General features: G+C 54.4%; 25 protein-coding genes and 1 tRNA gene. 13 read left to right on the top strand and 13 right to left on the bottom strand.

The features are described from left to right. Window positions 1-769: heme o synthase (locus HF921_RS00935; protein ID WP_215893121.1), on the top strand; the 769-nt coding region annotated here is incomplete at its 5' end. A gap of 39 nt (window positions 770-808) precedes the next feature. After that, a complete protein-coding gene (locus HF921_RS00940) occupies window positions 809-1,015 on the top strand; it encodes a hypothetical protein (protein WP_226834252.1) in 207 nt (68 codons plus the stop codon). On the opposite strand, the gene HF921_RS00945 is transcribed toward HF921_RS00940, so the two are convergent. The 4 genes from HF921_RS00945 to carA are packed head-to-tail and all read right to left on the bottom strand — an operon-like array spanning window position 961 to window position 6,668. Continuing rightward, complete coding sequence (locus HF921_RS00945) at window positions 961-1,800, bottom strand: undecaprenyl-diphosphate phosphatase (protein WP_064219783.1); 840 nt, start codon at window positions 1,798-1,800, stop codon at window positions 961-963. The genes HF921_RS00940 and HF921_RS00945 overlap by 55 nt on opposite strands. Before the next feature lie 20 nt (window positions 1,801-1,820). Then, the gene (greA, locus tag HF921_RS00950) at window positions 1,821-2,297 is read right to left on the bottom strand and encodes a transcription elongation factor GreA (RefSeq protein WP_064219784.1); all 477 of its coding nucleotides are present in this window, start codon (window positions 2,295-2,297) and stop codon (window positions 1,821-1,823) included. Between the two features lie 2 nt (window positions 2,298-2,299). After that, window positions 2,300-5,533, bottom strand: a complete 3,234-nt coding sequence (carB, locus tag HF921_RS00955; protein ID WP_215893122.1) for a carbamoyl-phosphate synthase large subunit — start codon at window positions 5,531-5,533, stop codon at window positions 2,300-2,302. Continuing rightward, the gene (gene carA, locus HF921_RS00960) at window positions 5,526-6,668 is read right to left on the bottom strand and encodes a glutamine-hydrolyzing carbamoyl-phosphate synthase small subunit (protein ID WP_215893123.1); all 1,143 of its coding nucleotides are present in this window, start codon (window positions 6,666-6,668) and stop codon (window positions 5,526-5,528) included. The genes carB and carA overlap by 8 nt, the downstream gene beginning before the upstream one ends. 238 nt (window positions 6,669-6,906) lie before the next feature. On the opposite strand from carA, the gene HF921_RS00965 reads away from it, so the two are divergent. From HF921_RS00965 to HF921_RS01000, 8 genes are all read left to right on the top strand, one after another. Then, window positions 6,907-7,593, top strand: a complete 687-nt coding sequence (locus HF921_RS00965) for a hypothetical protein (RefSeq protein WP_064219787.1) — start codon at window positions 6,907-6,909, stop codon at window positions 7,591-7,593. 277 nt (window positions 7,594-7,870) lie between these two features. Beyond that, on the top strand, window positions 7,871-8,551 hold the full coding sequence (locus HF921_RS00970) for an MBL fold metallo-hydrolase (protein WP_215849488.1): 681 nt from the start codon (window positions 7,871-7,873) through the stop codon (window positions 8,549-8,551). 55 nt (window positions 8,552-8,606) lie between these two features. Then, window positions 8,607-9,578: a ubiquinol oxidase subunit II gene (locus HF921_RS00975; protein WP_081258162.1), complete on the top strand. Its 972-nt coding sequence runs from the start codon at window positions 8,607-8,609 to the stop codon at window positions 9,576-9,578. 1 nt (window position 9,579) lies between these two features. After that, window positions 9,580-11,727, top strand: a complete 2,148-nt coding sequence (locus HF921_RS00980; protein WP_064219790.1) for a cbb3-type cytochrome c oxidase subunit I — start codon at window positions 9,580-9,582, stop codon at window positions 11,725-11,727. 74 nt (window positions 11,728-11,801) lie between these two features. Further along, the gene (locus HF921_RS00985; RefSeq protein ID WP_064219791.1) at window positions 11,802-12,440 is read left to right on the top strand and encodes a cytochrome c oxidase subunit 3; all 639 of its coding nucleotides are present in this window, start codon (window positions 11,802-11,804) and stop codon (window positions 12,438-12,440) included. Between the two features lie 35 nt (window positions 12,441-12,475). Beyond that, entirely contained in the window at window positions 12,476-12,823 is a 348-nt protein-coding gene (locus HF921_RS00990; protein WP_231104536.1) for a cytochrome O ubiquinol oxidase, read from the top strand. Window positions 12,824-12,915: 92 nt separating this feature from the next. Beyond that, a complete protein-coding gene (locus HF921_RS00995) occupies window positions 12,916-13,185 on the top strand; it encodes a site-specific integrase (protein WP_064219793.1) in 270 nt (89 codons plus the stop codon). Window positions 13,186-13,535: 350 nt separating this feature from the next. Further along, window positions 13,536-14,120, top strand: coding sequence for a thioredoxin fold domain-containing protein (locus tag HF921_RS01000; protein WP_081258160.1), 585 nt, complete (start codon window positions 13,536-13,538; stop codon window positions 14,118-14,120). 16 nt (window positions 14,121-14,136) lie between these two features. Here the strand turns inward: HF921_RS01000 and HF921_RS01005 are convergent, their stop codons facing one another. Further along, complete coding sequence (locus tag HF921_RS01005; RefSeq protein ID WP_155735339.1) at window positions 14,137-15,171, bottom strand: hypothetical protein; 1,035 nt, start codon at window positions 15,169-15,171, stop codon at window positions 14,137-14,139. Between the two features lie 130 nt (window positions 15,172-15,301). On the opposite strand from HF921_RS01005, the gene HF921_RS01010 reads away from it, so the two are divergent. Together HF921_RS01010 and HF921_RS01015 are read left to right on the top strand one after the other, a co-directional pair. Next, window positions 15,302-15,604 carry a helix-turn-helix domain-containing protein gene (locus tag HF921_RS01010; protein WP_215893124.1) on the top strand — a complete coding sequence of 101 codons (303 nt, stop codon included), beginning with the start codon at window positions 15,302-15,304 and terminating at the stop codon, window positions 15,602-15,604. A 161-nt stretch (window positions 15,605-15,765) separates the two neighbouring features. Further along, window positions 15,766-15,966, top strand: coding sequence for a hypothetical protein (locus tag HF921_RS01015; RefSeq protein WP_155735340.1), 201 nt, complete (start codon window positions 15,766-15,768; stop codon window positions 15,964-15,966). On the opposite strand, the gene HF921_RS01020 is transcribed toward HF921_RS01015, so the two are convergent. Next, window positions 15,946-16,386, bottom strand: coding sequence for a hypothetical protein (locus HF921_RS01020; RefSeq protein ID WP_215893125.1), 441 nt, complete (start codon window positions 16,384-16,386; stop codon window positions 15,946-15,948). The two genes, HF921_RS01015 and HF921_RS01020, sit on opposite strands and share 21 nt — an antisense overlap. A 56-nt stretch (window positions 16,387-16,442) precedes the next feature. Further along, window positions 16,443-16,745, bottom strand: a complete 303-nt coding sequence (locus HF921_RS01025) for a hypothetical protein (protein ID WP_155735342.1) — start codon at window positions 16,743-16,745, stop codon at window positions 16,443-16,445. 181 nt (window positions 16,746-16,926) lie between these two features. On the opposite strand from HF921_RS01025, the gene HF921_RS01030 reads away from it, so the two are divergent. After that, window positions 16,927-18,063 carry a GGDEF domain-containing protein gene (locus HF921_RS01030; protein ID WP_215862299.1) on the top strand — a complete coding sequence of 379 codons (1,137 nt, stop codon included), beginning with the start codon at window positions 16,927-16,929 and terminating at the stop codon, window positions 18,061-18,063. A gap of 298 nt (window positions 18,064-18,361) precedes the next feature. Here HF921_RS01030 and HF921_RS01035 read toward each other — a convergent pair. The 6 genes from HF921_RS01035 to HF921_RS01060 all read right to left on the bottom strand — a co-directional run. After that, window positions 18,362-18,438, bottom strand: a tRNA-Pro gene (locus HF921_RS01035). A gap of 34 nt (window positions 18,439-18,472) precedes the next feature. Next, on the bottom strand, window positions 18,473-18,829 hold the full coding sequence (locus tag HF921_RS01040) for a YtxH domain-containing protein (protein ID WP_064220175.1): 357 nt from the start codon (window positions 18,827-18,829) through the stop codon (window positions 18,473-18,475). A gap of 15 nt (window positions 18,830-18,844) precedes the next feature. Next, entirely contained in the window at window positions 18,845-20,476 is a 1,632-nt protein-coding gene (locus HF921_RS01045) for an alpha-D-glucose phosphate-specific phosphoglucomutase (RefSeq protein WP_215893126.1), read from the bottom strand. 8 nt (window positions 20,477-20,484) lie between these two features. Further along, a complete protein-coding gene (locus HF921_RS01050) occupies window positions 20,485-20,754 on the bottom strand; it encodes a hypothetical protein (RefSeq protein WP_064219560.1) in 270 nt (89 codons plus the stop codon). 43 nt (window positions 20,755-20,797) lie between these two features. Next, the gene (locus HF921_RS01055) at window positions 20,798-21,688 is read right to left on the bottom strand and encodes a diiron oxygenase (protein ID WP_064219559.1); all 891 of its coding nucleotides are present in this window, start codon (window positions 21,686-21,688) and stop codon (window positions 20,798-20,800) included. Window positions 21,689-21,709: 21 nt separating this feature from the next. Beyond that, a partial coding sequence (locus HF921_RS01060) for an NAD-dependent epimerase/dehydratase family protein (protein ID WP_215893127.1) occupies window positions 21,710-22,601 on the bottom strand: 892 nt, incomplete at its 5' end.

Raw genomic sequence — 22,601 nt, forward strand, 5'->3', positions numbered from 1 at the left:
AGCGCTCGCTGGTCTGGTTGGCATCGCGCTGGCCGGCGGGGCAGGGGGTGTCCTCAACCAGATCGTCGAACCCGCCCTCGACCAGCACATGCACCGCACCCTCCACCGGCCGCTGGCCGAAGGGCGCGTCAGCCGCACCGGCGCCATCCTGTATGCCGCCGTCCTGATGGGTGCCGCCATCGCCATCCTCGCCTGGGGTACCAACCCGCTGACCCTGGTGCTGACCCTGGTGGGCACCGTCGGCTACGGCGTCGTCTATACCCTCTACCTCAAGCCCAGCACCCCCTGGAACATCGTTTGGGGTGGTCTCGCCGGCGCCTTGCCGCCGCTGATTGGCTGGAGCGCCATCACCGGCAGTCTCGCCGCGCTGCCCTTGGTTCTCGTCCTGCTGGTCTTCGTCTGGACCCCCGCGCACTTCTGGCCACTGGCCATTTGCTGTCGGCAAGACTATGCCAAAGCCTGCATCCCCATGCTCCCGGTGACCCACGGCGTGGATCGCACCCGCAAGGAGATCCTGAACTACGCCATCCTCACCTGGATCGTCAGCCTGGTTCCCGTCTTTCTTACCGGTGACTGGGTGTATGGCGCTATCGCCGCGCTCTCCGGTGCCTGGTTTGTAAGGATGGCCCTGCACCTCAAAGCCCTGCCGGAAGGCCAAGAGATGGACCGCTACGCCCGGCGGATGTTCGCCTACTCCATCTCCTACCTCTTCCTGCTCTTTACGGCCCTGATTCTGGGTAAACTGGTGATGGGTTATGGCTTCTTCTGAGACCCCCCTCGCGGCAAAGGCCGCGCCAAAGGCCCGCCCATGAGCCCGCTCGAAAAGCGGGCCGTGAGTGGTCTGAGTTTCATTTACGTGGCGCGCATGCTCGGTCTTTTTATGCTGATGCCCGTACTGGCGCTGGATAATGAGCAACTCCGCCACAGCACACCACTCCTGCTGGGCCTGGCCATCGGCATCTACGGACTGGCCCAGGCCGCAATGAGTGCTAGCGCGCCAAAGGCGATGCAATAGATACCAAAGGGCCGCAACGCTTTGACTTCATGCCGGTGGAAATAATGCATCAGGAACCAGACTGAGGCCCAGGCGCAGATTCCTGATAACAGACCGGCAAGGAATATGGTGTCCATCAATCCGGAAGGTAGCTGGGCGTGGAGGAGTTTGGGTACCTCCAGCAGCCCTGCTGCCGCAATAATGGGGGTGGCGAGGAGGAAGGAAAATTTTGCGGAATTTTCATAGTCCAATCCTACACCAATACCAGCCACCAACGTCGCACCCGAACGTGAAAATCCGGGAATCAACGCGAGGGATTGGGCGAATCCTATGCCGATAGCCCGTATCCAACTCAGATTGTCCAGTGAATGGCTGGGTTGCCGCGCGCGCAAGCGATCTCCCCAGATGAGCATGATGCCGTTAATCATCAGCGCAACCGCAGCAAAGGTGAAACCACCGAACAGATCTTTGATTTTATGAGCGAGGGCAAGACCTAGTAAACCGGCAGGTATGGAGGCGATGAAGAGGATCCATAACAGCCGTGACTGGGGATTGCTGGAATGTCCACGTGCGCGAATGAAACCACCCAGCAGCGCCGCCCAGTCGCGCCAGAAGAACAAGAGCAATGCCGTGGCTGTGGCGAGGTGGAGCACGACCACAAAGGGCAGAAACCACTCAGCATCCCGGTTGATGGGCCAGTGGAGAAGTGCCGGTACCAGGATGACGTGACCTAGACTGGAGATGGGAAATAGTTCCGTAACACCTTGCAGCACGGCCAGGAAAAGTAAGTAGATATGTTGTGTCAATCTTTTTCCTTCTACACGTACTATACGTAGCGTACGGCGAGAATGGTGTACTCCCGCGTTCCACCGGGAGCGCGCACTTCAACCGGGTCGCCTTGGTGCTTGCCGATAAGCGCACGCGCAATGGGGGAGCTAATGGATATCTTATTTTCCTTGAGGTCGGCCTCGGCATCACCCACGATCTGGTAGGTCACCTCGTTGCCTTCCGCATCCTCTAGATCCACGGTGGCTGCAAAAACAATTTTTCCTCCGGTATTCAATGCCTTGGGATCAATGACCTGGGCGCGGGCCAGATGGTCTTCCACCTCACGAATACGTCCCTCGATAAACGCTTGCTGTTCTTTGGCGGCGTCATATTCGGCATTTTCCGAGAGATCACCCTTGGCGCGCGCCTCGGCGATTGCTTCAATAACGGTGGGCCGCTCCACGGATTTGAGGCGATGTAACTCATCGCGCAGACGCTGGGCACCAATAACGGTCATGGGGATTTTGTCGCTCATATCTACCTCGTGCTGGTGTTTGTCTGGTTCAGATCCTGCAACCGGAGGACACTGCGTTCCTCCGTCATCAGAGCGTGAATGGCAGCAGCGCCGGCGATGGCGCCCGCCAGGGTGGTATAGTAGGTCAATCCCATTTGCAGCGCTGCACGACGGATGCTAAAAGAGTCGCGCACCGATTGCCGTTCATCTACGGTGTTGATGATGATCTGCACCTTACCGTTTTTGATCGCATCGACGATGTGGGGACGGCCTTCAGTCACCTTGTTGACCGCGGTGACATCCAAACCTTCCCCATGCAGAAAAGCGGCGGTGCCCTTGGTGGCGATCAGCTTAAAGCCGAGTTCGGACAACGTCCGTGCCGCAGGGATAAGGCCTTTCTTGTCTGCGTCGCGGACACTGAGAAAAACCGTGCCGGAGCGCGGGAAGTGTTCACCGGCACCGATCTGTGCCTTGAGAAAAGCCTCGCCGAAACTGGCACCGATGCCCATCACCTCGCCGGTAGACTTCATTTCTGGCCCCAGCAGTACATCCACGCCGGGGAATTTGATGAAGGGGAAGACGGCTTCCTTAACGCTGAAATGGGGCGGATTGAGAATCTGCGGAATACCCTGTGCCGCTAGTGACTTCCCGGTCATGCAGCGGGAGGCAATTTTGGCCAGGGGCCAGCCGGTGGCCTTGGAGACGAAAGGCACCGTCCGTGAGGCGCGCGGGTTCACCTCCAGCACATAGATGCGCTCTTCCTGAACGGCAAACTGACAGTTCATCAGGCCCACCACACCGAGCGCCAGGGCCAGTTCCACGGTCTGTCGCCGGAGTTCGTCCTGAATGGCTGGGGACAGGGAGTAGGGTGGCAGACAACAGGCGGAGTCGCCGCTGTGCACACCTGCCTGTTCAATGTGCTCCATGATCCCCGCCACGACCACTTGTTGCTGGCTATCGGCGACGGCATCAACGTCCACCTCCAGGGCGTCATTAAGGAAACGATCCAGGAGAATGGGCTGATCATTGGAGATACGCACAGCCTCTATCATATAACGTTCGAGATCATCTTCGTCGTAGACGATACGCATCGCGCGACCGCCCAGTACATAAGAAGGACGCACTACCAGCGGATAGCCCAATGCGCGGGCTTTGCTCAGGGCCTCCGGGGCGCTCCGCGCAATGGCGTTTTCCGGCTGCCGCAGATTAAGACGCTGCAAAAGTTGCTGGAAGCGTTCGCGGTCTTCAGCCAGATCAATGGAATCCGGGGTGGTGCCGACGATAGGTACACCGGCAGCTTCCAGATCATTGGCGAGCTTCAGTGGCGTTTGACCACCAAACTGGACGATCACGCCCTGGGGCTTTTCGACAGCGACGATTTCGAGGACATCTTCCAGAGTGAGCGACTCGAAATACAGGCGGTCGGAGGTGTCATAGTCGGTGGACACAGTCTCCGGATTGCAGTTGACCATGATGGTCTCAAAGCCGTCTTCATGCAGGGCCATGGCCGCATGCACGCAACAATAGTCAAACTCGATACCCTGCCCGATTCGATTTGGGCCACCTCCCAGAATCATGATCTTGGGCTTGTTACTGGGCTCTGCCTCACATTCCATCTCATAGGTGGAATAGAGGTATGGTGTGGGTGAACGGAATTCGGCGGCGCAGGTGTCCACCCGCTTGTAGACGGGGCGGATACCCAGCTTCTGGCGATGCTCCCGCAGGAGTTGCTCGCGGCAGCCCAGCAGGCGGGCGAGGCGACGGTCCGAGAAGCCCATGCCTTTGAGGATGCGGAGCCGAGTGTTATCGAGACTCGCCAGAGGGAGGCCGCGCAAATTCTCTTCCGTCTGGACGATCTCGAAAATCTGTTCCAGGAACCAGGGGTCAATGTGGGTGATACGCTGCAGGCTTTCCTGATCCCACCCACGCCGTATGGCATCCGCCAGATACCAGAGGCGATCGGCGCCGGGGACCCTTAACTCTTGCTCCAGCTTTTGCTGGGTGTCTGGATCATTCCCGATGAGTTTCTCATCAAGACCATCCACGCCTGTCTCCAGACCGCGCAGCGCCTTTTGCAGCGATTCCTGGAAGCTGCGGCCAATGGCCATCACCTCACCTACCGACTTCATCTGAGTGGTCAGATGGGCATCGGCCTCCGGAAATTTCTCGAAGGCGAAGCGGGGGATTTTGGTGACCACATAATCGATGGTCGGTTCGAAGCTCGCCGGTGTCGCCTGGGTGATGTCATTGCGCAACTCGTCTAGGGTATAACCCAGCGCGAGTTTGGCAGCAATTTTGGCAATAGGAAATCCGGTGGCCTTGGAGGCCAGCGCCGATGACCGCGACACCCGTGGATTCATCTCAATGACGATCAGTCGCCCGTCTTCGGGGTTGACAGCAAACTGTACATTAGAACCGCCAGTATCTACGCCGATACGGCGCAGGACAGCGATAGCGGCGTCGCGCATGCGTTGATATTCACGATCAGTGAGGGTCTGGGCGGGGGCTACGGTGATGGAGTCCCCGGTATGAATACCCATGGGATCGAGATTCTCGATCGAGCAGACAATGATGCAGTTATCCGCCCGGTCGCGCACCACTTCCATCTCAAACTCTTTCCAGCCGATAATGGATTCTTCGATGAGAATTTCGTGGGTAGGGCTGGTCTCCAGGCCACGTGCAGCTATTTCCTCAAACTCCTCGCGGTTATAGGCAATGCCGCCGCCGGTGCCACCCAAGGTGAAGGAGGGCCGGATGATGACCGGGTAACCGATATCTTCGGCGATCCGCCGTGCGCCTTCCATGTCATGACCGAAAGCTGAACAAGCCACCTCCAGGCCGATCTCTTCCATAGCCTTTTTGAACAGGCCACGATCTTCTGCTTCCCGGATGGCCTCGACCGAGGCGCCGATGAGACGGACGCCATACTGCTTCAGTATCCCCTCCCGGTGCAGATCCAGGGCGCAGTTGAGCGCCGTTTGACCGCCCATGGTGGGGAGGATGGCGTCGGGGCGTTCCATGGCGATGATGCGCGCCACGGTTTGCCACTCGATGGGTTCGATGTAGGTGGCGTCCGCCGTCTGTGCATCGGTCATGATGGTGGCGGGATTGGAGTTGACCAGAATGACGCGGCAACCTTCTTCCCGCAGCGCCTTGCAGGCCTGGACACCGGAATAGTCGAATTCGCAGGCCTGCCCGATGATGATGGGGCCAGCGCCAATGAGGAGGACGCTTTTGATATCCTGATACTTAGGCATGCTGACGGCCTCCGTGCTGGTTCATGGCGTGAACGAAGTCGTCAAAAATCACACTGGCGTCATGGGGGCCGGGCCCGGCCTCTGGGTGCCCCTGAAAAGAAAAGACGGGTAGGTCCCGATGTGCCATACCCTGTAAACTACCGTCAAACAGAGAGATGTGTGTCGCAATCAGGCAATCAGGCAAGGTATCCCCATCCACCGCAAAACCATGGTTCTGGCTGGTGATCAGTACCCGGCCGCTACGCAGATCCTTGACTGGATGGTTAGCCCCATGGTGCCCAAATTTCATCTTGTTGGTTCTGGCGCCCAGGGCCAGTCCCAGTAACTGATGTCCCAGGCAGAGCCCGAAGGTGGGAATGCCTGTGGCGATGATCTGACACATGGCCTCTTTGGCATAGTCGAGGGCTGCAGGATCGCCGGGGCCGTTGGAGAAGAGTACACCATCCGGGAGCAGGTCAATGACCTCGGCAGCCGCAGTGCGGGCTGGCACGACGGTTACCCGGCAGGCACGATCGGCCAGCAGTCGCAGGATATGCCGTTTAGTGCCAAAGTCGTAAACCACCACATGGCGCTGTGACCGGGTGACGGGTTGTGCGTGGTAGCCCTGATCGGGAGCGCCGCTGGCGAGATTCCAGATGCCTGTCTCCCGGCAACTCACATCCTGTACCAGATCCCGACCAAGGAGGCCGGGGAAGGTACGCGCCGCAGCAAGGGCGTCGTCATCGTTGACCGCTTCTCCGACGAGGACGGCAGCATTCTGAGCGCCGCCATCCCGCAACCTGCGGGTCAGGGCGCGGGTGTCGATCTCGGCAATGCCGGGGGTCTGGTGTGCTTGCAAGAAAGCATGCAGACTTTGAGTGCTGCGCCAACTACTGGGGGTGCGCGGCAGGTTGCGTACGACCAGAGCAGAGCAATGTATCCGGGCGCCTTCCATGTCCTCCGGATTGACGCCCGTATTGCCAATATGCGGATAAGTGAGCGTAACGATCTGCCCCCGATATGAGGGATCAGAAAGGATTTCCTGGTAACCACTCATGGCGGTGTTAAAGCAAAGCTCTCCCACTGCCAAGCCAATGGCACCAAAGCCTTTACCGCGATAGATGCTGCCGTCTGCCAATGCCAGGACCGCCTGCACGCCCCACCTCGCCAACATTAAAGAGGATGCAAAAAAAGGGAGGGGGTCCCCTCCCACGTAGATATCGTCTATTCTAAGGACCTGAAAGGAAGTGGTCAACGCACTATTGCTAGGCTGCACGGTGTAACGGTCATCTCATGTGGGCGTTTTAAGGACATTGGTAGAGATAAGCTTTTGAGCGGCCATGTTCTAATGATAGGCTGGAACGTTGTTTTATGATTTGCGGAAGGAGTGTTTCATGCGTTGGATGCGATGGTCTGTGCTTACTGCGGGTGGCGTGTTGGTGTTGACAGCGTGTGCAACGACTACGACCAATGGCATGGCGCCACAGCCGCAAGGTGCCGCGAGTAGCCACCCGACACTTGCCGTTGCCCCACTGCCATCCGCTCCTGCCGCCCGATCGCCGTTGGGACACAGAACGCCCGTTGTCTTGCCGCAAGTGGCACCTTCAGTGGCCTCACCGTCGGTTACTTACTCGTCTACTGTCGCACCATCGACGCCTCTCGCCGCTATGCCGTCCATTCCCTCCACCTCGATTATTCCAGCCGTGCCCTCTGTGGCACAGACGCTGGGCAGCGCCAAGGCCTCCTTTTCTGATGAATGGCAGACGGATATGACCAAAGCGCGCCAGGATAGTGCCCGCTGTGCGGCGACGTCATCTGCGCTACAGGCGGCATGCTGGCAAGGTGTCTCCAACTGGGCGCGGAAGCGAGCGGTGTACTATCAAGCTCTGAGCACTCAGTCAACGGGCGCTCAGGCTCAACAGATGCAATCTGCCGCGAAATTTTTTGGAGTGACTGGCGAATGGGCCAGCGCTTGCGGCGCCCTGACTTCACGGCAATGCGCGGAATCGCCACTGATCGGCAAGATGCAGCAATGGAAGGCGTCTGTCGGGATCCCTGGAGCAACGACACCCAAACCCTAGAGTGGGAGGGCTGTCGTGTCCGCAGAAAATGAGTTCCCATTAAATATTTATGTGCCTGCCATAAATGGCGGGCACTGATTCGAGGCGCTGCCACAAGTGGCAGTGCTCAAGTTTGAGAATGTCATTTATCAGCCAATCAGAATTATAAACATATTAATTTAATCAAATTGTTATATAATAAAAATTAATATATAATATAATTATAATATATTAATTTAATTATGGATCGACCATTGCATAGCTTGCGTATTAACAGCACAAGCAGGTGTGATTATCTATGTTATTTAGGCAGTGTGCCGCTAAGAAGAAATTGCTTTCGTATGTTCTGGGAGATCCCATCACCAGGCAGGGAGTGATTATTGACCCCACGGCAGACCTCATCACACAGGCACTGTCATTTTTGGCAGAACGAAAAATTGCGTTGCAATATGTTCTGCTAACTCACTTTCCCGACCCCACTCTCGAGGATGCGTTGAACCAGCTTAGGTCCTTCGGTCCGCGAGTGGCTGCGCACGAATCGACGGAATACAAAGGTGTCGATGTGCGTTTGCGGGATAACGACATTGTACATTTCGGTGAGGAGACAATCCGGGTTATTCATACGCCAGGGCAAATGCCCTGTGCGATTACCTATTGGTGGGCCGATCGCCTGTTTACCGGTGAAACACTCCTTGCCACAAGGCTTGGCACCTGTGGGCCAGGAGGCAATATTGCCCAGCAATGGCGCAGCATCCGTGAGAAGTTGCTCAGATTTCCCGATGAGTACTTGATTTTTCCTGGTCGTGAATCCCGCAAGCGCCGCGTAGCTTGTGTTGCGGAATTCCGTTTGGCTTTTAGTAAGCAATCTGGTGTCACTGCTCCGGCAGTCCACGAGTACAGTGCACAGGCTCAGTTTGATCATACAGGTCAGTCAGATAAAACAAATAACAGTAGTAGCAGCGAGATGGTGGGAGCGTAGGGAGGCCGGTGGCGAAGGCCCGGATATATTGCACAGTATGTTATTGGAGGTTCAGGTGTTTATAAAGAATAAACGCTACAGAAGGGGGGCACAAATGGTGCTACCACCAGCATTGCTCACGTTGGGGGGCTGTTCTAATAACGGCCTATATCTGTTGAAGCCGGAAGGTTTGATATCGCATACCTTCTATCACTACTTCATTCTTGATGTCGTAATTATGTTGTTGATTATTGTCCCCACAACGTTACTAACCATATGGGCTATGTGGAGATATAGAAAAGGTGGTAAAGGAAGTTATGATCCAGCGTGGAGCCACTCAAATGCCATAGAGGCCATTGTATGGGGTATTCCTTTAGTGACGGTCGGTGTCTTGTCCTACCTGTCAGTAAAGGCCATCTATGATGTCAACCCTTACAACCCAGGTGTTATTGCCAAAGCGCAGAAGGTGGATGGCGGAGATTCCGTGGAAGTTGACGTGATCGCGACAGATTGGCGCTGGTTGTTCATTTATCCACAACAACATATTGCCTCGGTAAACCAGCTGGTGGTTCCGGTAGGGACCCCTGTCAAATTCCGCCTGACGTCCACTTCCGTCGTGAATGATTTCCTTATCCCCCAGTTGGTTGGCATGATCGATGTCATGCCAGGTATGCGTACCAAGCAGGCATTGGTGGCGGACAAGGCAGGTACCTACATAGGCTTTTCTGCCGATTACAGCGGTGCAGGACTGTCATGGATGCACTTCCAAACGAAGGCGGTAAGCGCGGCCCAATTTGCGCAATGGGTGAAAAGTACTCAGCAATCGCCCCAGCATCTCAGCTACGCTGGTTTTAATCGCTTTGCAAAACCTTACATAGCCGTGGGTGGTGATCAGCAAACCTTCGGTAAGGTGCAACCCGGTTTGTTTGATTATGTGATTGGCGAAGTCATGCACGGCAAAGTATGGCGGACACCCATGGCCATGACCGAAAATATGGTCAATTACATGCAAAAACAGCGCGCCGAACAAAAAGCAGGAGATTATTGACATGCTAGTACATTTACAAGGGCCGTGGACTCCGCTGCTGGGTCGTCTCACGCTTCAGCAGATACCTTTTCACGTTCCGATTCTCGTGGTGACTTTTATAGTGGTGGCCATCCTGGCTGCTATGGTACTGGCGGCAACGACGTATTTTGGTAAATGGGGATATCTCTGGCGAGAATGGTTGACAACGGTCGATCACAAAAAAATCGGTGTCATGTATATTTTACTGGGGCTGGTCATGTTGTTGCGAGGCTTCGCTGATGCCTTGATGATTCGCACTCAACAGGCAATGGCCGTGGGCCCCGGTTCACCGGGTGAAATGGGCGCGGTGCATGGATATCTTACGCCATTCCACCTGGGGCAGATTTTCACGGCCCATGGATTGATCATGGTGGTGTTCGCGGCTACCCCCTTGTTGGTGGGGCTCATGAACATCATCGTGCCGCTACAGATTGGCGCCAGAGACATGGCTTACCCATACCTGAATGCCTTGGGGTTATGGTTAACAACGGCGGGCGCCGCGTTGGTCATGATGTCCCTGTTCGTAGGTAACTTTGCCCATGGTGGATGGTATGGGTTTGTGCCCTATTTTGAACTGCCATACAGCCCTGGGGTGGGCGTAGATTACTGGATGTGGACCTTTCAATTGAGCGCCATCGGCACTTCATTGGGCAGTATCAACCTGATTGCTACCATCGTAAAAATGCGTGCTCCGGGCATGACCTGGATGCGTATGCCCATGTTCACGTGGGCGTCCCTCAGCACCAACCTCATCGCGCTCACGTCCTTTCCGGTATTGATGGTTGCGTTGGCTTTGCTCGGATTGGATCGCTATGTGGGCACCCATTTCTATACCGCTGGTATGGGTGGGAACCTGATGCTTTATAATGACCTGTTTTGGGTTTGGGGGCATCCCGAAGTATATTTCCTGATTCTTCCAGCTTTCGGCATCATGTCGGAAATAATTCCCACGTTCTCCGAAAAAACCTTGTTTGGATATGTGACTATGGTGATTGCCTCATTCGCCATCGGCGGCGTGTCCTGGGGTGTCTGGCTGCATCACTTCTTTACTATGGCTGCAGCACCCAGTGTCAATAGTTTTTATAGTGTAACGACCATGTTGGTGGGTATCCCTACCGGTGTCAAAGTATTCAACTGGGTCTTCACGATGTATCGTGGGCGTGTTCGTTATGAGCTACCCATGTTATGGGCATTGCTTGCGCTATTCCTCCTGCTGGTTGGTGGTATGACGGGTATGATGAACGCGTTCGCCAGCAACGATTACATGTGGCACAACGGTTTATTTGTGGTCGCGCACTTTCATATGATGGTCTTGGTGATTGCGGCGAGTATTTTTGGTGCCGTTGAGTATTGGTTCCCCAAAGTGTTTGGCTTCAAACTCGAACAGAAATGGGGTAAATGGTTCTTCTGGTTTATGATCATTGGAACCGGCTGGACCTTTGTTCCCATGTTTTTTCTCGGCTTTGCTGGTATGACCCGCCGCCTGGACTATATTCCCTATACGCAATGGTCACCATATCTTCATATCATGCTGGTTGGCATGGTGTTCTACGTGGTTGCCGTACTGTTCTTCGTGGCCCATCTGTATGTCAGTCTTCGGGACCGCGTAAAAAATCGCGTGGGTGCCGATGCCTGGGGCACTGGCCGGAGCTTGGAATGGATGACGCATTCTCCCGTTCCAGCTTATAACTATGCCTTTATTCCGCACGTTAATGTATTGGATGAGTGGGCATGGCGCAAGGAAAACGGACTGACGGAACTGCATCCAGGTGATTATGAGGGTATTCATATGCCAAAGAATACAGGCGTTCCGCTATTCCTCGGCATGCTCTTCATGGGCCTGGGTTTCGCCCTCATCTGGCGGATCTGGTGGCTGGCGTTGTTGTGTGTCGCACTCATTGTGGCACTCATCATCATTCGGTCTTTTGATCGTGATACCGATATGACGATCCCTGCACACACGGTGGAGCAGGTAGAAAGTGGTGCTCGCGATGAAACGTCCGTAGCTATGCCGACTGCCGGGGTACGGGGAGGCACGGTGATTGCCCACTCCATTCTTCAGTCTGGAACGAGTGGCATCAGCGGTAGCACAACCTCCACAAGTCCTTCGTTGGCCCCAATGGATCGTTAACGGGCTTATCCCGACCCTTAATTAATTGGGTAGGGAAGCCCGCTTTCGAGCATATCTGAAAAAGGAGTTATTCAATGAGTGCATCTGCAGCACAAAAAGTCGATCCGGCCCACGCCACACTTTGGGCGCGACACTATGCCGGCCATGACATGATCGGTACCCGGACCTTTGGATTCTGGCTCTATATGTTGACTGACGCCATGGTCTATGCGGCATTGTTCGCAACACTGGGTGTGTTGAGTCATGTGGTTAATCTGGCGGGGGGACCATCGTCCTCTGCATTTATTAACCCAGTCTATGCGTATGGGCAAACCATTACCTTGTTTCTCAGCGTATTGATTTATGGATATTCGATGGTTGCGCTAAAAAATGGAAATCGCGGCGGGGTGATTGGCGGCATGTTTGTCGCCATGCTGCTGGGCGTGGTTTATTTGGTGATTTCAGGCATAGACATTGGCAACATGTTTGCGCATGGCATATTTCCACAGGTGAGTGGATTTTTATCTATATTTTTCACAATTATAATCTATCACGCGCTGCATATTATCGTTGGTGTGGTATGGATGTTGGTCATGATGATTCAGGTCGCGCGGGAGGGTTTTAGTGCCAACGTGGTTTATCGTCTGATTAATCTTCGACTGTTCTGGCATTTTCAGGCAGTTATTTGGGTGTTTGTATTCGCCTTTGTGTATTTGCAGGGGATAGTGGCATGACAGAACATATGCAAGATCCGTTAAATCATCCGGAGGTGCAGTTGGCCAATGGCCGCGCATATCTGGCGAGTTTTATTATTTCCATGTTGCTGATGACGGTAGGTCTTTGGTTGGCTGTGACGCACATCACGACACCTTTAGGGACGGTCCTGATGATATCTTTCCTTGCTGGTGTGGCGGTAATTATTCAGGGCTACTTTATTTTGCATATGGATATATCCCATGCGCAGGTGTGGCATACCGTGGCGATGGTGCTTTTTCTGCCGTTATTTGTCGTTACCATCGGATTGACCGCGTGGATGTTCCATGGGTTGTATCAACGTACCATGATTATGCCTCCGGCAGCGTCCAGTATGGCCCATATGTCTCCCATGTCCCATTAGTTGGCCAGCAAAGTATGCGGCGATGGTGGCTATGACCGAAAAACAGCCGTTTTAGCAGATGTCGTAAAATCCCCAATGTGATAGAAGGGGAGATGACGCCGATAGTACAGGTGATTGGCTGGTTGATCACCTGTCTCTTTCAGCAACGGCAAGGGGCGCATTGCTGCCACGGCATCGTTGGTGCTGGAAGGTGGCAAATGGGGACAGCACATGACCGACGAAGGACTTGTGCCATCAGTATGCAGAAAATCGGTGTGATTCCCACCGTTATTGATGCTGTTCTAAATCACAAGGTGAACAGGGGGTGCGCAGACTATCAGCGTTACAGCTACGACAAGGAGATGGCCGATGCTTTCTATTAATAAAACGTCTGGTGGGGTTGCGGCAGGGCAGTACTGCAGAGCGGGTCATATGGTTCTTTTCATAATCCCATAAAGCGCCTATAATTGGAATAGTAAGCTCAAAGGATGCATCGTAAACGTGTGGAATATGAACAGGAAGATGATGGTCAGTGGGTAGCAAGGATGCCGGAAATGTCCGGCGTTGTGTGCGCTATGCAATGTCCAGAATTGGCGGACTCGGCGGCGACCACGGGGCCGGCAACATCAGGGATTCTGGTCCCGTGGGCCAAGACCTCATGAAACACAATAACGCACAAGGTTTGCGTGGCGTCCGACCTGATTATGGCTCAATATGACGATGGATAGATAAAATGAAGAATATACCCTCCCCGAGGAATATGAAAAGAATAATTAAGTATGTTTTTTTGATGGGTTATTTTATTGCCTGCTCGTCGCCGGCGCTAGCTTCTGACAAATGGCAAGAACTTTGGGTACGACTGAAGCATGCAACTTATATTCAAATGGGTTCAGGGAAAACGGTAATTTATGACTTTTTCGATCCTAACTGTATATATTGCGCAAAAGCATTCCAACTGGAACGTCCATTCGTCGATAAAGGCCAACTCACCGTTCGCTACGTGCCGGTAGGTTTCCTCACCGACTCCAGCTTCGGTAAGGCCGCCGCCATTCTTCAGGCACAAAATCCACAAGAATCCATGAAAAATAACTATATGGAGCTACTTAGAACTGGACATGCGGCGATCTCATCCGTCACCGCCACGGAAGCCACTCATTCCGCGTTACGGCAGAATGAGCGGATTTTCATAAGTACTGGTGCCACCACCTTACCAGAGTTGGTTTATAGACTTCCTGATGGACAGGTGGAGGCCTTTCGTGGCGAACTGTCGAAGGCGCAACTTGATCTTCTAACTTCGGGACACAGGCTAGACAATTAGAGGCCAGCCAATCATCTCAGAACTGGTATGTCACGCCCGCATTCGCCATAAAATGCGCGACCTGCTGATAGCCATTGGCGTAACGATAAATCGGCAAATAAACCGAGGTATTCAGTAACCATTTGCTGCTCAGGTTGACCTGCACACCCGGGGTGATATATAGGTTTGAGTAACCACTATTCATATTACCATATGCAGCATCACCACCACCTTGGTCATGGCCTCGCCACTGGTAGTTCAACTGCAGGGTAGGAATTAAATGGGTGCTGGCCTCTATCCCGTCGTAATGCGCCCCCACGGCGAGATTCACACTGTCCCCCGGACGATACCCCTGGTAACTATCGAGTGCGTGACGCCACATGACTTGCGTGAACCATCCCCAGTCGGACTCATTCCCCATCTTATACCCACCAAGAAGCAAGTCGTTCGTACCTGTTCCTGGCTGGGTGTCCCGATCCATGATGGGGCCCCCTTGATAATAATTACCGGCATTGGTCGGCCCTGTAGGCAGTTTCAAACCAAAGGTTATACCGCTGGACATATCGCTTGAGAAGCCAGTGTACATGCCCATTATACGGATATCCGAAAGAACCGTGGCGTTAGAGGTAAGTATTTGTGGCGAAACACCCTGGCTCGCATCGGTAAGCCCGACAGTACCATTACTGTCGGTGACGAAGTGCCTATTCCAGTATGGGATCATCGCCGTGATCCCCCACTGATGATTGAACATGTGCTGAATATTTAAATTAAAGAAATTTGTCTCTATTTGCTTGTCCGGGTTTAAACTCCTCGACACGATACCACTACCATGCTGGGTTTCATTCTGGTTCATATAATCGTACTGAAGAGATATCCTGGTTTTGTAGAAGGTGCTGGGAAGACCAGGTAAACCCAGGTTGAAAACACCACAACCACAAGCGCAAGCTGACGCCATGTTTGGAATCATGGCGATGGTAATCGCGGTCACCGTAGTCGACAAAAAACGTAACGTTGCAATCTTATGTAGATTATATAGATTGGCCATACCTGTTTCCTCCTGTTTTGATGCCATGTAAGCCATCTGCATATTACACGCTGCGCAGCCCGTGTTAACTGCGGCAAATTGTCGCACCGTTAATCGGCCTCGGTGGGTACGGTAACGCCTGCATTCCAGGATTTGTTATCTGGTGGTGCTGCTCTATATGATCGGCAGACGGAAGGACCACAACGCCAAGCGCGATATTGGCGCGGAGCTTCTGGAGTCTGTCCGGCAGATGAAGGCCGGGAGGAACGGTGCTATCCACAAGATCGACGTGCCGCAGATAGTGCAGGCCCGAATCAGCGCAGGATTGTCACAGTCACAGTTTGCGACGTTGATGGGCGTGTCTGTTCGTACCCTGCAGGATTGGGAACAGGGGCGACGCAATCCTTCCGGCGCGGCGATGACGCTACTCCGCATCGCAGCCAGGCACCCGGACGTGATCCGGGAAGTACAGATGGCATAACGACTGGCGCACGCATCCAAGGACAAAACCGAGGCCGCATACTTCCGGTCAAATCTTCTGGAGAAACGGCGTGCCCTGATGGATACATGGGCGGCGTCAGCAAGAGTATCCGCAGCAACACGAAATTGCTTTCTTACTTGATCAGGCAAGAGCGCGAAGAATTGGAAGCGATACTCTTGGCGACCCCGGAACCGATGACGATCATCTACCAGATCGTGCGTCCTGACGGGAGCACCCAAGGCTATCTGCTGCACACGCCAGAGGGCTATGTGGAAATGGCACCAGATGACCGCTGCTGGAAGGCCACCCTCATTTCTACCACCGAGTCGAGTATCTCTAAGTCACCAAATCATCTCCCATGACATGGGAAATACGGTGGCACTCTCTGCCCATACGATGGATCTCCCAAGCTCACGGTATTCCAGCGCATAGCAGCATCCGGCCATTGATGTGAGAAGTTGTCTAATTGCTGTGCCGTTGCAAGTCAGGCTAGTTTTGGCAACCAGACCATCGTATCTGACATCAACCAATGCGCCATGCGCATGCGAAACTGCGGGTTCTTCGTCAATGCCACCATACCTAAGTCCATGCTCAACTGCGAAGAATCCATTGGTTTTATCACGGTGCGTTTTCGCAGGACGAAAACCGCAATACATCATACGCTTGGCGTTTTCTATTGTTGTACCATGATATAAACGAGTCTCTGTATATAAACGATAAACATTATATATCGCATAATGAATGTGTTCCTTCGTATTGTATGGTGTAGATTCCATCTCCAAAATATGTGGCGCACCTAAGTCGGTAGCCCGGCACCCTTTTTTATCGCACTGATTTTTCACATCATAACGACTGGAAAAGCATTTTTTGAAATACGATATATACCCATTCCTTCTCGTGTCACAGAGTCAATACAATGTGTGTTCAGCATATCCATGCGTCTGATAACCGAATCGTCATGACCATAACCGCTGCCATTGTTGCTTGGCACAGGTACAGTTGCAAACAATTCTCCGCAGGATTCGCATCGCTTTGGCCATGATGTTGTCACCCCTTGTACAAACATGCATTTGGGGCACATCGAACGTAGTTCCACACCATACAGATCGTTTGATCCATTAATAATTTCTGGCCAAGCCATTCATTCTTCCTTTGTGCGATCTTTTGGCCCATTATACAGAAAAATGATTGCTGTTCAGGCGCCTAAAAATAAAAAATCTGGTCAAATATGGGGCTGCGTGGGCAATCCAGACTCGATCGAATCCAATCTTCCGCAAAGTGCTGTATAATGAGGTTTCCGCACCCACCAACTGGCCATGCGCATGCCCGATAACTCCATAGCGGCAGCCGTGTCGCGTTCCATACAATCTTTTCTCCTCCTGGCCCCGGGAGAATGGCGAGATCTTTTTTCCAGCCGCCACCACCCTCGCCTTTTCCAGCGCGAACGGGCGCGTTTCATCCTCTCCCGTGTCCGTATCATTGCCGCCCTGCTGGCTATTCTCGCTCCATTCCGGATCGTTGCGGATGCGCTGCTGCTCCCGCATCCTCTGTTCATCCTTCTCGATAGCGGACGAATCTTCGTGGCCGTGGCGTTTGCCATACTGGCGTTCTTTTGCCGGTGCAGTCCGACACAGCGACACGCTCGATTGGCGATGGTCATACTCTTTCTGATTCCCGCACTCTTCTTTCTCTTTGCACACGTGTTACTTGCTCATGCCCGGCTTAATGGCGCGGCGGAATACTTCGACAAGTATACGTACCTACCCTTTATACTCATGGCGAGTATCGGGGTGTTCCCCATGGTTCTGTTGGAAAACCTGGCTTTCACTCTTTCTCTCCTTACGGTTTTTGCACTGCCCTTATGGCTGCGGCAGGACCCTCAAATTCTACCAGAGCTCATTGACCTGATGCTGGTGGCCAGTGTTGCCACCCTGGCCACCATGAGCCAGCTTCAGGGCATGAAAAGACTCTTCGTGCAATCCTCTACGGATCCCCTGACCGGGTTGTTTAACCGACGTGCCGGCGAAGATCTGTTGACCCTGCTGTTTGCCCAGGCGGAACGCCATCCCCACGCGCTTTCTGTCGTTTTGCTGGATGTGGATAACTTCAAGGGAGTTAATGACAATTGGGGTCACGAAGCAGGGGATCGGGTACTTCAGGACGTGGCACAACTGCTGCAATCCGGAGTACGGACGGGCGATGCCGTGATACGGTGGGGCGGTGAAGAGTTTGTGATAGTGATGCCCTATGCGAATTCCGGACAGGCCCAGGCGCGCCTGCAGGTCATCCTTGACGGACGCGCCGTGCAGAAGCCGGACGGGCAACCCATAAGGATGAGCGGGGGCATTGCCGAATTACAAGCCGAAAGTGGCAAAAACTGGAGCGACTTGGTCAAGCTGGCCGACAACCGTATGTACCAGGTTAAACTCAATGGAAAGGGCCGAATCGTCACGGAATAGTGATCTGGTGCCCCCTTGGCTCGCAACGGTACGGGGCGCGCCACCTGTCGCAAAAAACGGGGCCTTGCGGCCTGCAAGGGCTGGTGTTGAGGATGCTCACTTCCATGATATCCGCGCCAAATCGCTCACTGATGCGAATAGAGCTGCTGGGCGTGACTACGCGCAAGCGCTTGCGGGCCATGCTGACGGATCGATGACAGAGGTCTATGTGCGCGCCAGAGACACGCAGACCGTCAAGCCCCTCGACGGAGTTGTAGAAAAGGCCACCTCAAAGAAATAGCCTAACCTATTGATTGTATGGTCGGGGCGATAGGATTCGAACCTACGACATCCTGCTCCCAAAGCAGGCGCGCTACCAAGCTGCGCTACGCCCCGTCGCCGCAGAGAATAGCCGCTTGCCCAGCCGCGGTCAATCTAAACGAGAAAGACGACGCCGCAAACGGTCCAATTCCCCGCGTGCGAGACCAATGCCATCATTCAGGCGCTGGCGCTCTTTGTCACTGAGTTCTTTGCCTTTCTGGACCAGCTCTTCGCTATAGATGGCGATGGTGTCGAGCAGTTCCTCAACCCGTTCATTCATCCGCTCGCGAGAAGCCACGACGCGATCCCAGGCTCGGTTAGCCTGATGCCGTAATTGTTCACGGGTACGGTCGCCCGTTTGCGGTGCAAAAAGCAGGGCAGTAACCGCACCGGCTACGGCACCGGCTACCAAAGCGATACCGAGGGCGCTATACCCAATACCATTATCATTTTCATAATCTATCATGATCAAACTCCTTTATCAGGTGATGACGGTGGGGGTCTTGCGATTCGTAAGACTTTCTATCCGGGTAAGATCGCGGCCAAGTCGGATCAGGTCACGCAGGGCACGTTGCGGGTCCTGTTGCTGACGCTGCGTATCCTTCTCCAGATATTCGTGATAAATGCGCAAAGTGGCGCCTTCGGTTCCTGTACCCGATAGCCGGAATATCAGTCGGGCACCATCGGCAAAGAGCAGGCGCAGACCTTGATGGGTGCTGGTGCTGCCGTCGATAGGGTCGGTATAGGTAAAATCATCGGCCGTAATGATGCTGCGTCCTGCCAGACTTTGGCCGGGGAGTACCGGCAATTGGGCGATAATAGTCTGTATGATTTGCTCGCCAATTTCTGCCGGGAGTTCTTCGTAATCATGGCGGGTATAGTAATGACGGCCAAAGCGCCGCCAATGCTGAGTGACGATGTCGGCCACGGATTGCCCCGTATGCGCGATTACCGAAAGCCAGGTCAGCACTGCCCAGAGTCCGTCCTTTTCACGGATATGGTCCGATCCGGTGCCGAAACTCTCCTCACCACAAAAGGTGATTTTGCCTGCATCCAGCAGGTTCCCGAAGAATTTCCAGCCGGTAGGCGTCTCATAGTGGGCAATGCCCAGTGCCTCGGCAACCACGTCTGCTGCCTGGCTCGTGGGCATGGAGCGGGCGACGCCTTTTAGTCCCTGCCGGTATGCAGGGATGGCCGTGGCATGGGCCGCAAGTACCGCCAGCGAGTCACTAGGAGTCACAAAAAATTGACGTCCGAGAATCATGTTGCGATCGCCGTCGCCATCGGAAGCCGCCCCAAAGTCGGGCGCATCTTCTGCGAACAGGTGGTCCGCCAGAGGCTTGGCATATACCAGATTGGGGTCGGGGTGACCGCCCCCGAAATCCGTCAGCGGAACGCCGTTAACCACCGTACCGGCAGGCGCACCCAGACGCTCTTCAAAAATCTCGTGAGCGTAGGGGCCGGTGATAGCGTGCAGGGCATCAAAACGCATCCGAAATGGTCCCTGCAAGAGTCGCCTCAGCGCAGCAAAATCAAAAATGCGGGCCATCAGTTCTACATACTCCGCCACCGGGTCGCAGATTTCTACGCGCATGTCGCCCAGCAAAAATTCCCCATCCTGATCGATATCTACATCTGCACTGTCTAATGTCTGGTAACTTTGGATGGCCTTGCTGGCAGCCCAGATGGCGTCAGTGATTTTTTCTGACGCAGGTCCACCGTTGGCCGTGTTGTACTTGATGCCAAAATCGTGATCGGGACCACCGGCATTATGGGAAGCGCTGAGGATAATGCCGCCGTGGGCATGCCGCGCGCGGATGACGGTCGAGACGGCGGGTGTGGAGAAGAGCCCCCCCCGTCCAACAATGACTTTGCCCCAGCCATTCGCCGCCGCCATCCGGAGGATGGTCTGTATGGCTTCGCGGTTATAAAAACGTCCGTCGCCGCCAAGAACCAGAGTTTGTCCGGCGCGATCGGGAATAGCGCTGAAAACGGATTGAACGAAATTTTCGAGATAATGCGGTTGCTGAAAAACTTTGACCTTTTTACGTAGCCCGGATGTGCCTGGGCGTTGATCGGCGAAAGGCCGGGTCGCAATCTGCAATACCGCCATGGTATACCTCAGTGGTCGAGTGGAACGTCAATAATAGTGGTTTCCCGACTGGCATCGGTACGAATCCAGACCGTATACCCGCTTACCTGCCAGGTACTGACAACCACCCCGCCGTCGCGAATGGCCTTTTCACTGGCTGTAATGAGGTCTTCTTCCATAGCCTCATCCCACTCGCCCAGGACATGGTGACGGAGCAATTCCTGCGGATCAATTTCTCCGGATTCGAAGATGGCCTGCGCGTCGGGGGATGCAAGGATGGTTCCAGGATGAAATCGCATTTTATTCTCCTATGGACTTCAGATTATAGCAGGAAATAGCTGTTCACAAGGCAAAGCCTTGCGTGTGCAAAAAATCGCGACTGGGCGCTGCACACTGGTTCATCAGGTGAATACGGTGCGGATTGTGGCGCACGCGGCGTGCCCAGAGCCGCGGATTGCTCAACCCGGCCGCTGCATAGACCTGTTCGCCGGGAAAGAAACTGGTCCGCAAAAACTGGCGAAACACCTCGCGTAGAACGGGGCTGATGAACCGTTTTTTTGCGCGCCCCATGGCCTGACTGCGCATCTGAATGGTGGTACGGGCAAAAGCCATGTGACGCGCTTCTTCGCGCATATGGATGTGGGTGATGGCCAGTACCGCCGCAGGCAGTTCCTTGTGTGCGAAGATCAGCCGATTCATGCGGTCCGGTACATCCTCACCGACCAGAATAGTTGTCCAGAAAGCTGCGGAGCCTTCGGGCGCATAACGGGCGAAAAGACGGGCCAAGGGCGGGCGCTCGCTCAAAGGGGTCATAAATGGGAGTTGCGCACGTTGCTGTAATTCCAGAAACATGAGGCTGTGCCCCACTTCTTCCCGCAGTTCATGAAGCTGATAATGGTAGCTGACCGGATCGCGGTACAGCTCTTGTAGCGAGTTGGCGCCCAGGCGTTGGATAAACAAGGCTTCCAGCCATAGGCCCAGTTCGCAGAAAGAGACAAATTCGACCTGGGAAAGACGGATGCGTTCGTCCTGACTCAGTTGTACGTATTCAGGCAATCCATAGATCGATAGCAGTTCTTCGGGGAGCCAGGCTGTTTCTGCATCGAGGCTTTTCCACGGGACGGCCTGGACAGGGTCCCGGTAGTTACCGCTGTGCTCGTTGAGCCGATTGACCAGCGCGTCGTGATGACGCTGGACCTGGGCGCGCGCGGGGATACGTTGAGCGAAGTTCATAGGCTATTCTGCCACGGACGCTCAGCCGCTCCAAGGGTGCATTGGCTGCTGCCCACCCACATCGCGTAACCGGGTAATAGCGCTGTACACGTTATAACGAGGGTGCCACCTCAATGTCTGTTGGGCGTGGCTGATGTCGACAATCAGCGGATTTTCCAGGACCCGTAGCCAGCCGGGATCGCCGAGGCCGGTACTAAAAGGGCGTAGCCAGTTATGTACACGGTGCATTTGGGTGGGGGAGAGCGGAAGCTGCCAGCGGCGAGGAATGCTTGACCAGGGGATGGGATCGGGTGCTGCGATATTGAATACCCCGCCCCGGCCATAGTCCAGTGCCGCCAGCAGGGCGGTAACCGTATCCTCTTCGTGAAGGCATTGAATGGGCAGGTCCGGATCACGCAGTCGCAGTCCGTAAGGGCTTGTCGCAATACCGTTTACCAATGCCTGCCCACGAGGACCGATAATAGCGTGCAAACGTAGGCGCGCGATGGCGGTTTGACTCTGCGTGATCGTGAATACATCCAGCCACTGTTCCAGCGCAGCCTTGTCCTCACTATAGGCAAAACCCGGTACCGGACGACACGGCTGGCTTTCGCGGATGGGGATGGGATTGTCTGGCCAGGCGCCATAAGCCGCCACACTGCTGGAGTAGATGACTTGCGGCACGCCGGCTTCCGCGGCCGCACGAAATAGATGCTGGCTGCCATCGAGGTTAATCCGGCGCATTTCCTCGCGCCATCGTCGTTGCGGCCCGCGGCGCGGACTGAGCACCATAAAGGCGAGATGAATGACGCAGTCCACGTGCGCCAGATGCTCGACAAGCCGTAAATCGCGTATATCCAAAGGCAGGTATTGCAGGTGTGGATGCTGTATGGCGGGTGCCCGGCGATCCAGGGCGATGACCCGGACATCCACC

This window comes from Acidithiobacillus ferriphilus, assembly GCF_018854775.1.
GTDB classification, from domain to species: Bacteria; Pseudomonadota; Gammaproteobacteria; order Acidithiobacillales; family Acidithiobacillaceae; genus Acidithiobacillus; species Acidithiobacillus ferriphilus.

Bases quoted from the DNA above. Each gene is read 5' to 3' on its own strand.
- HF921_RS00940 (WP_226834252.1), top strand. From the start codon at position 809: ATGAGCCCGCTCGAAAAGCGGGCCGTGAGTGGTCTGAGTTTCATTTAC.
- greA (WP_064219784.1), bottom strand. From the start codon at position 2,297: ATGAGCGACAAAATCCCCATGACCGTTATTGGTGCCCAGCGTCTGCGC.
- carB (WP_215893122.1), bottom strand. From the start codon at position 5,533: ATGCCTAAGTATCAGGATATCAAAAGCGTCCTCCTCATTGGCGCTGGC.
- HF921_RS00965 (WP_064219787.1), top strand. From the start codon at position 6,907: ATGCGTTGGATGCGATGGTCTGTGCTTACTGCGGGTGGCGTGTTGGTG.
- HF921_RS00970 (WP_215849488.1), top strand. From the start codon at position 7,871: ATGTTATTTAGGCAGTGTGCCGCTAAGAAGAAATTGCTTTCGTATGTT.
- HF921_RS00980 (WP_064219790.1), top strand. From the start codon at position 9,580: ATGCTAGTACATTTACAAGGGCCGTGGACTCCGCTGCTGGGTCGTCTC.
- HF921_RS00985 (WP_064219791.1), top strand. From the start codon at position 11,802: ATGAGTGCATCTGCAGCACAAAAAGTCGATCCGGCCCACGCCACACTT.
- HF921_RS00995 (WP_064219793.1), top strand. From the start codon at position 12,916: ATGACGCCGATAGTACAGGTGATTGGCTGGTTGATCACCTGTCTCTTT.
- HF921_RS01000 (WP_081258160.1), top strand. From the start codon at position 13,536: ATGAAGAATATACCCTCCCCGAGGAATATGAAAAGAATAATTAAGTAT.
- HF921_RS01005 (WP_155735339.1), bottom strand. From the start codon at position 15,171: ATGGCATCAAAACAGGAGGAAACAGGTATGGCCAATCTATATAATCTA.
- HF921_RS01010 (WP_215893124.1), top strand. From the start codon at position 15,302: ATGATCGGCAGACGGAAGGACCACAACGCCAAGCGCGATATTGGCGCG.
- HF921_RS01025 (WP_155735342.1), bottom strand. From the start codon at position 16,745: ATGGCTTGGCCAGAAATTATTAATGGATCAAACGATCTGTATGGTGTG.
- HF921_RS01030 (WP_215862299.1), top strand. From the start codon at position 16,927: ATGCCCGATAACTCCATAGCGGCAGCCGTGTCGCGTTCCATACAATCT.
- HF921_RS01040 (WP_064220175.1), bottom strand. From the start codon at position 18,829: ATGATAGATTATGAAAATGATAATGGTATTGGGTATAGCGCCCTCGGT.
- HF921_RS01045 (WP_215893126.1), bottom strand. From the start codon at position 20,476: ATGGCGGTATTGCAGATTGCGACCCGGCCTTTCGCCGATCAACGCCCA.
- HF921_RS01050 (WP_064219560.1), bottom strand. From the start codon at position 20,754: ATGCGATTTCATCCTGGAACCATCCTTGCATCCCCCGACGCGCAGGCC.
- HF921_RS01055 (WP_064219559.1), bottom strand. From the start codon at position 21,688: ATGAACTTCGCTCAACGTATCCCCGCGCGCGCCCAGGTCCAGCGTCAT.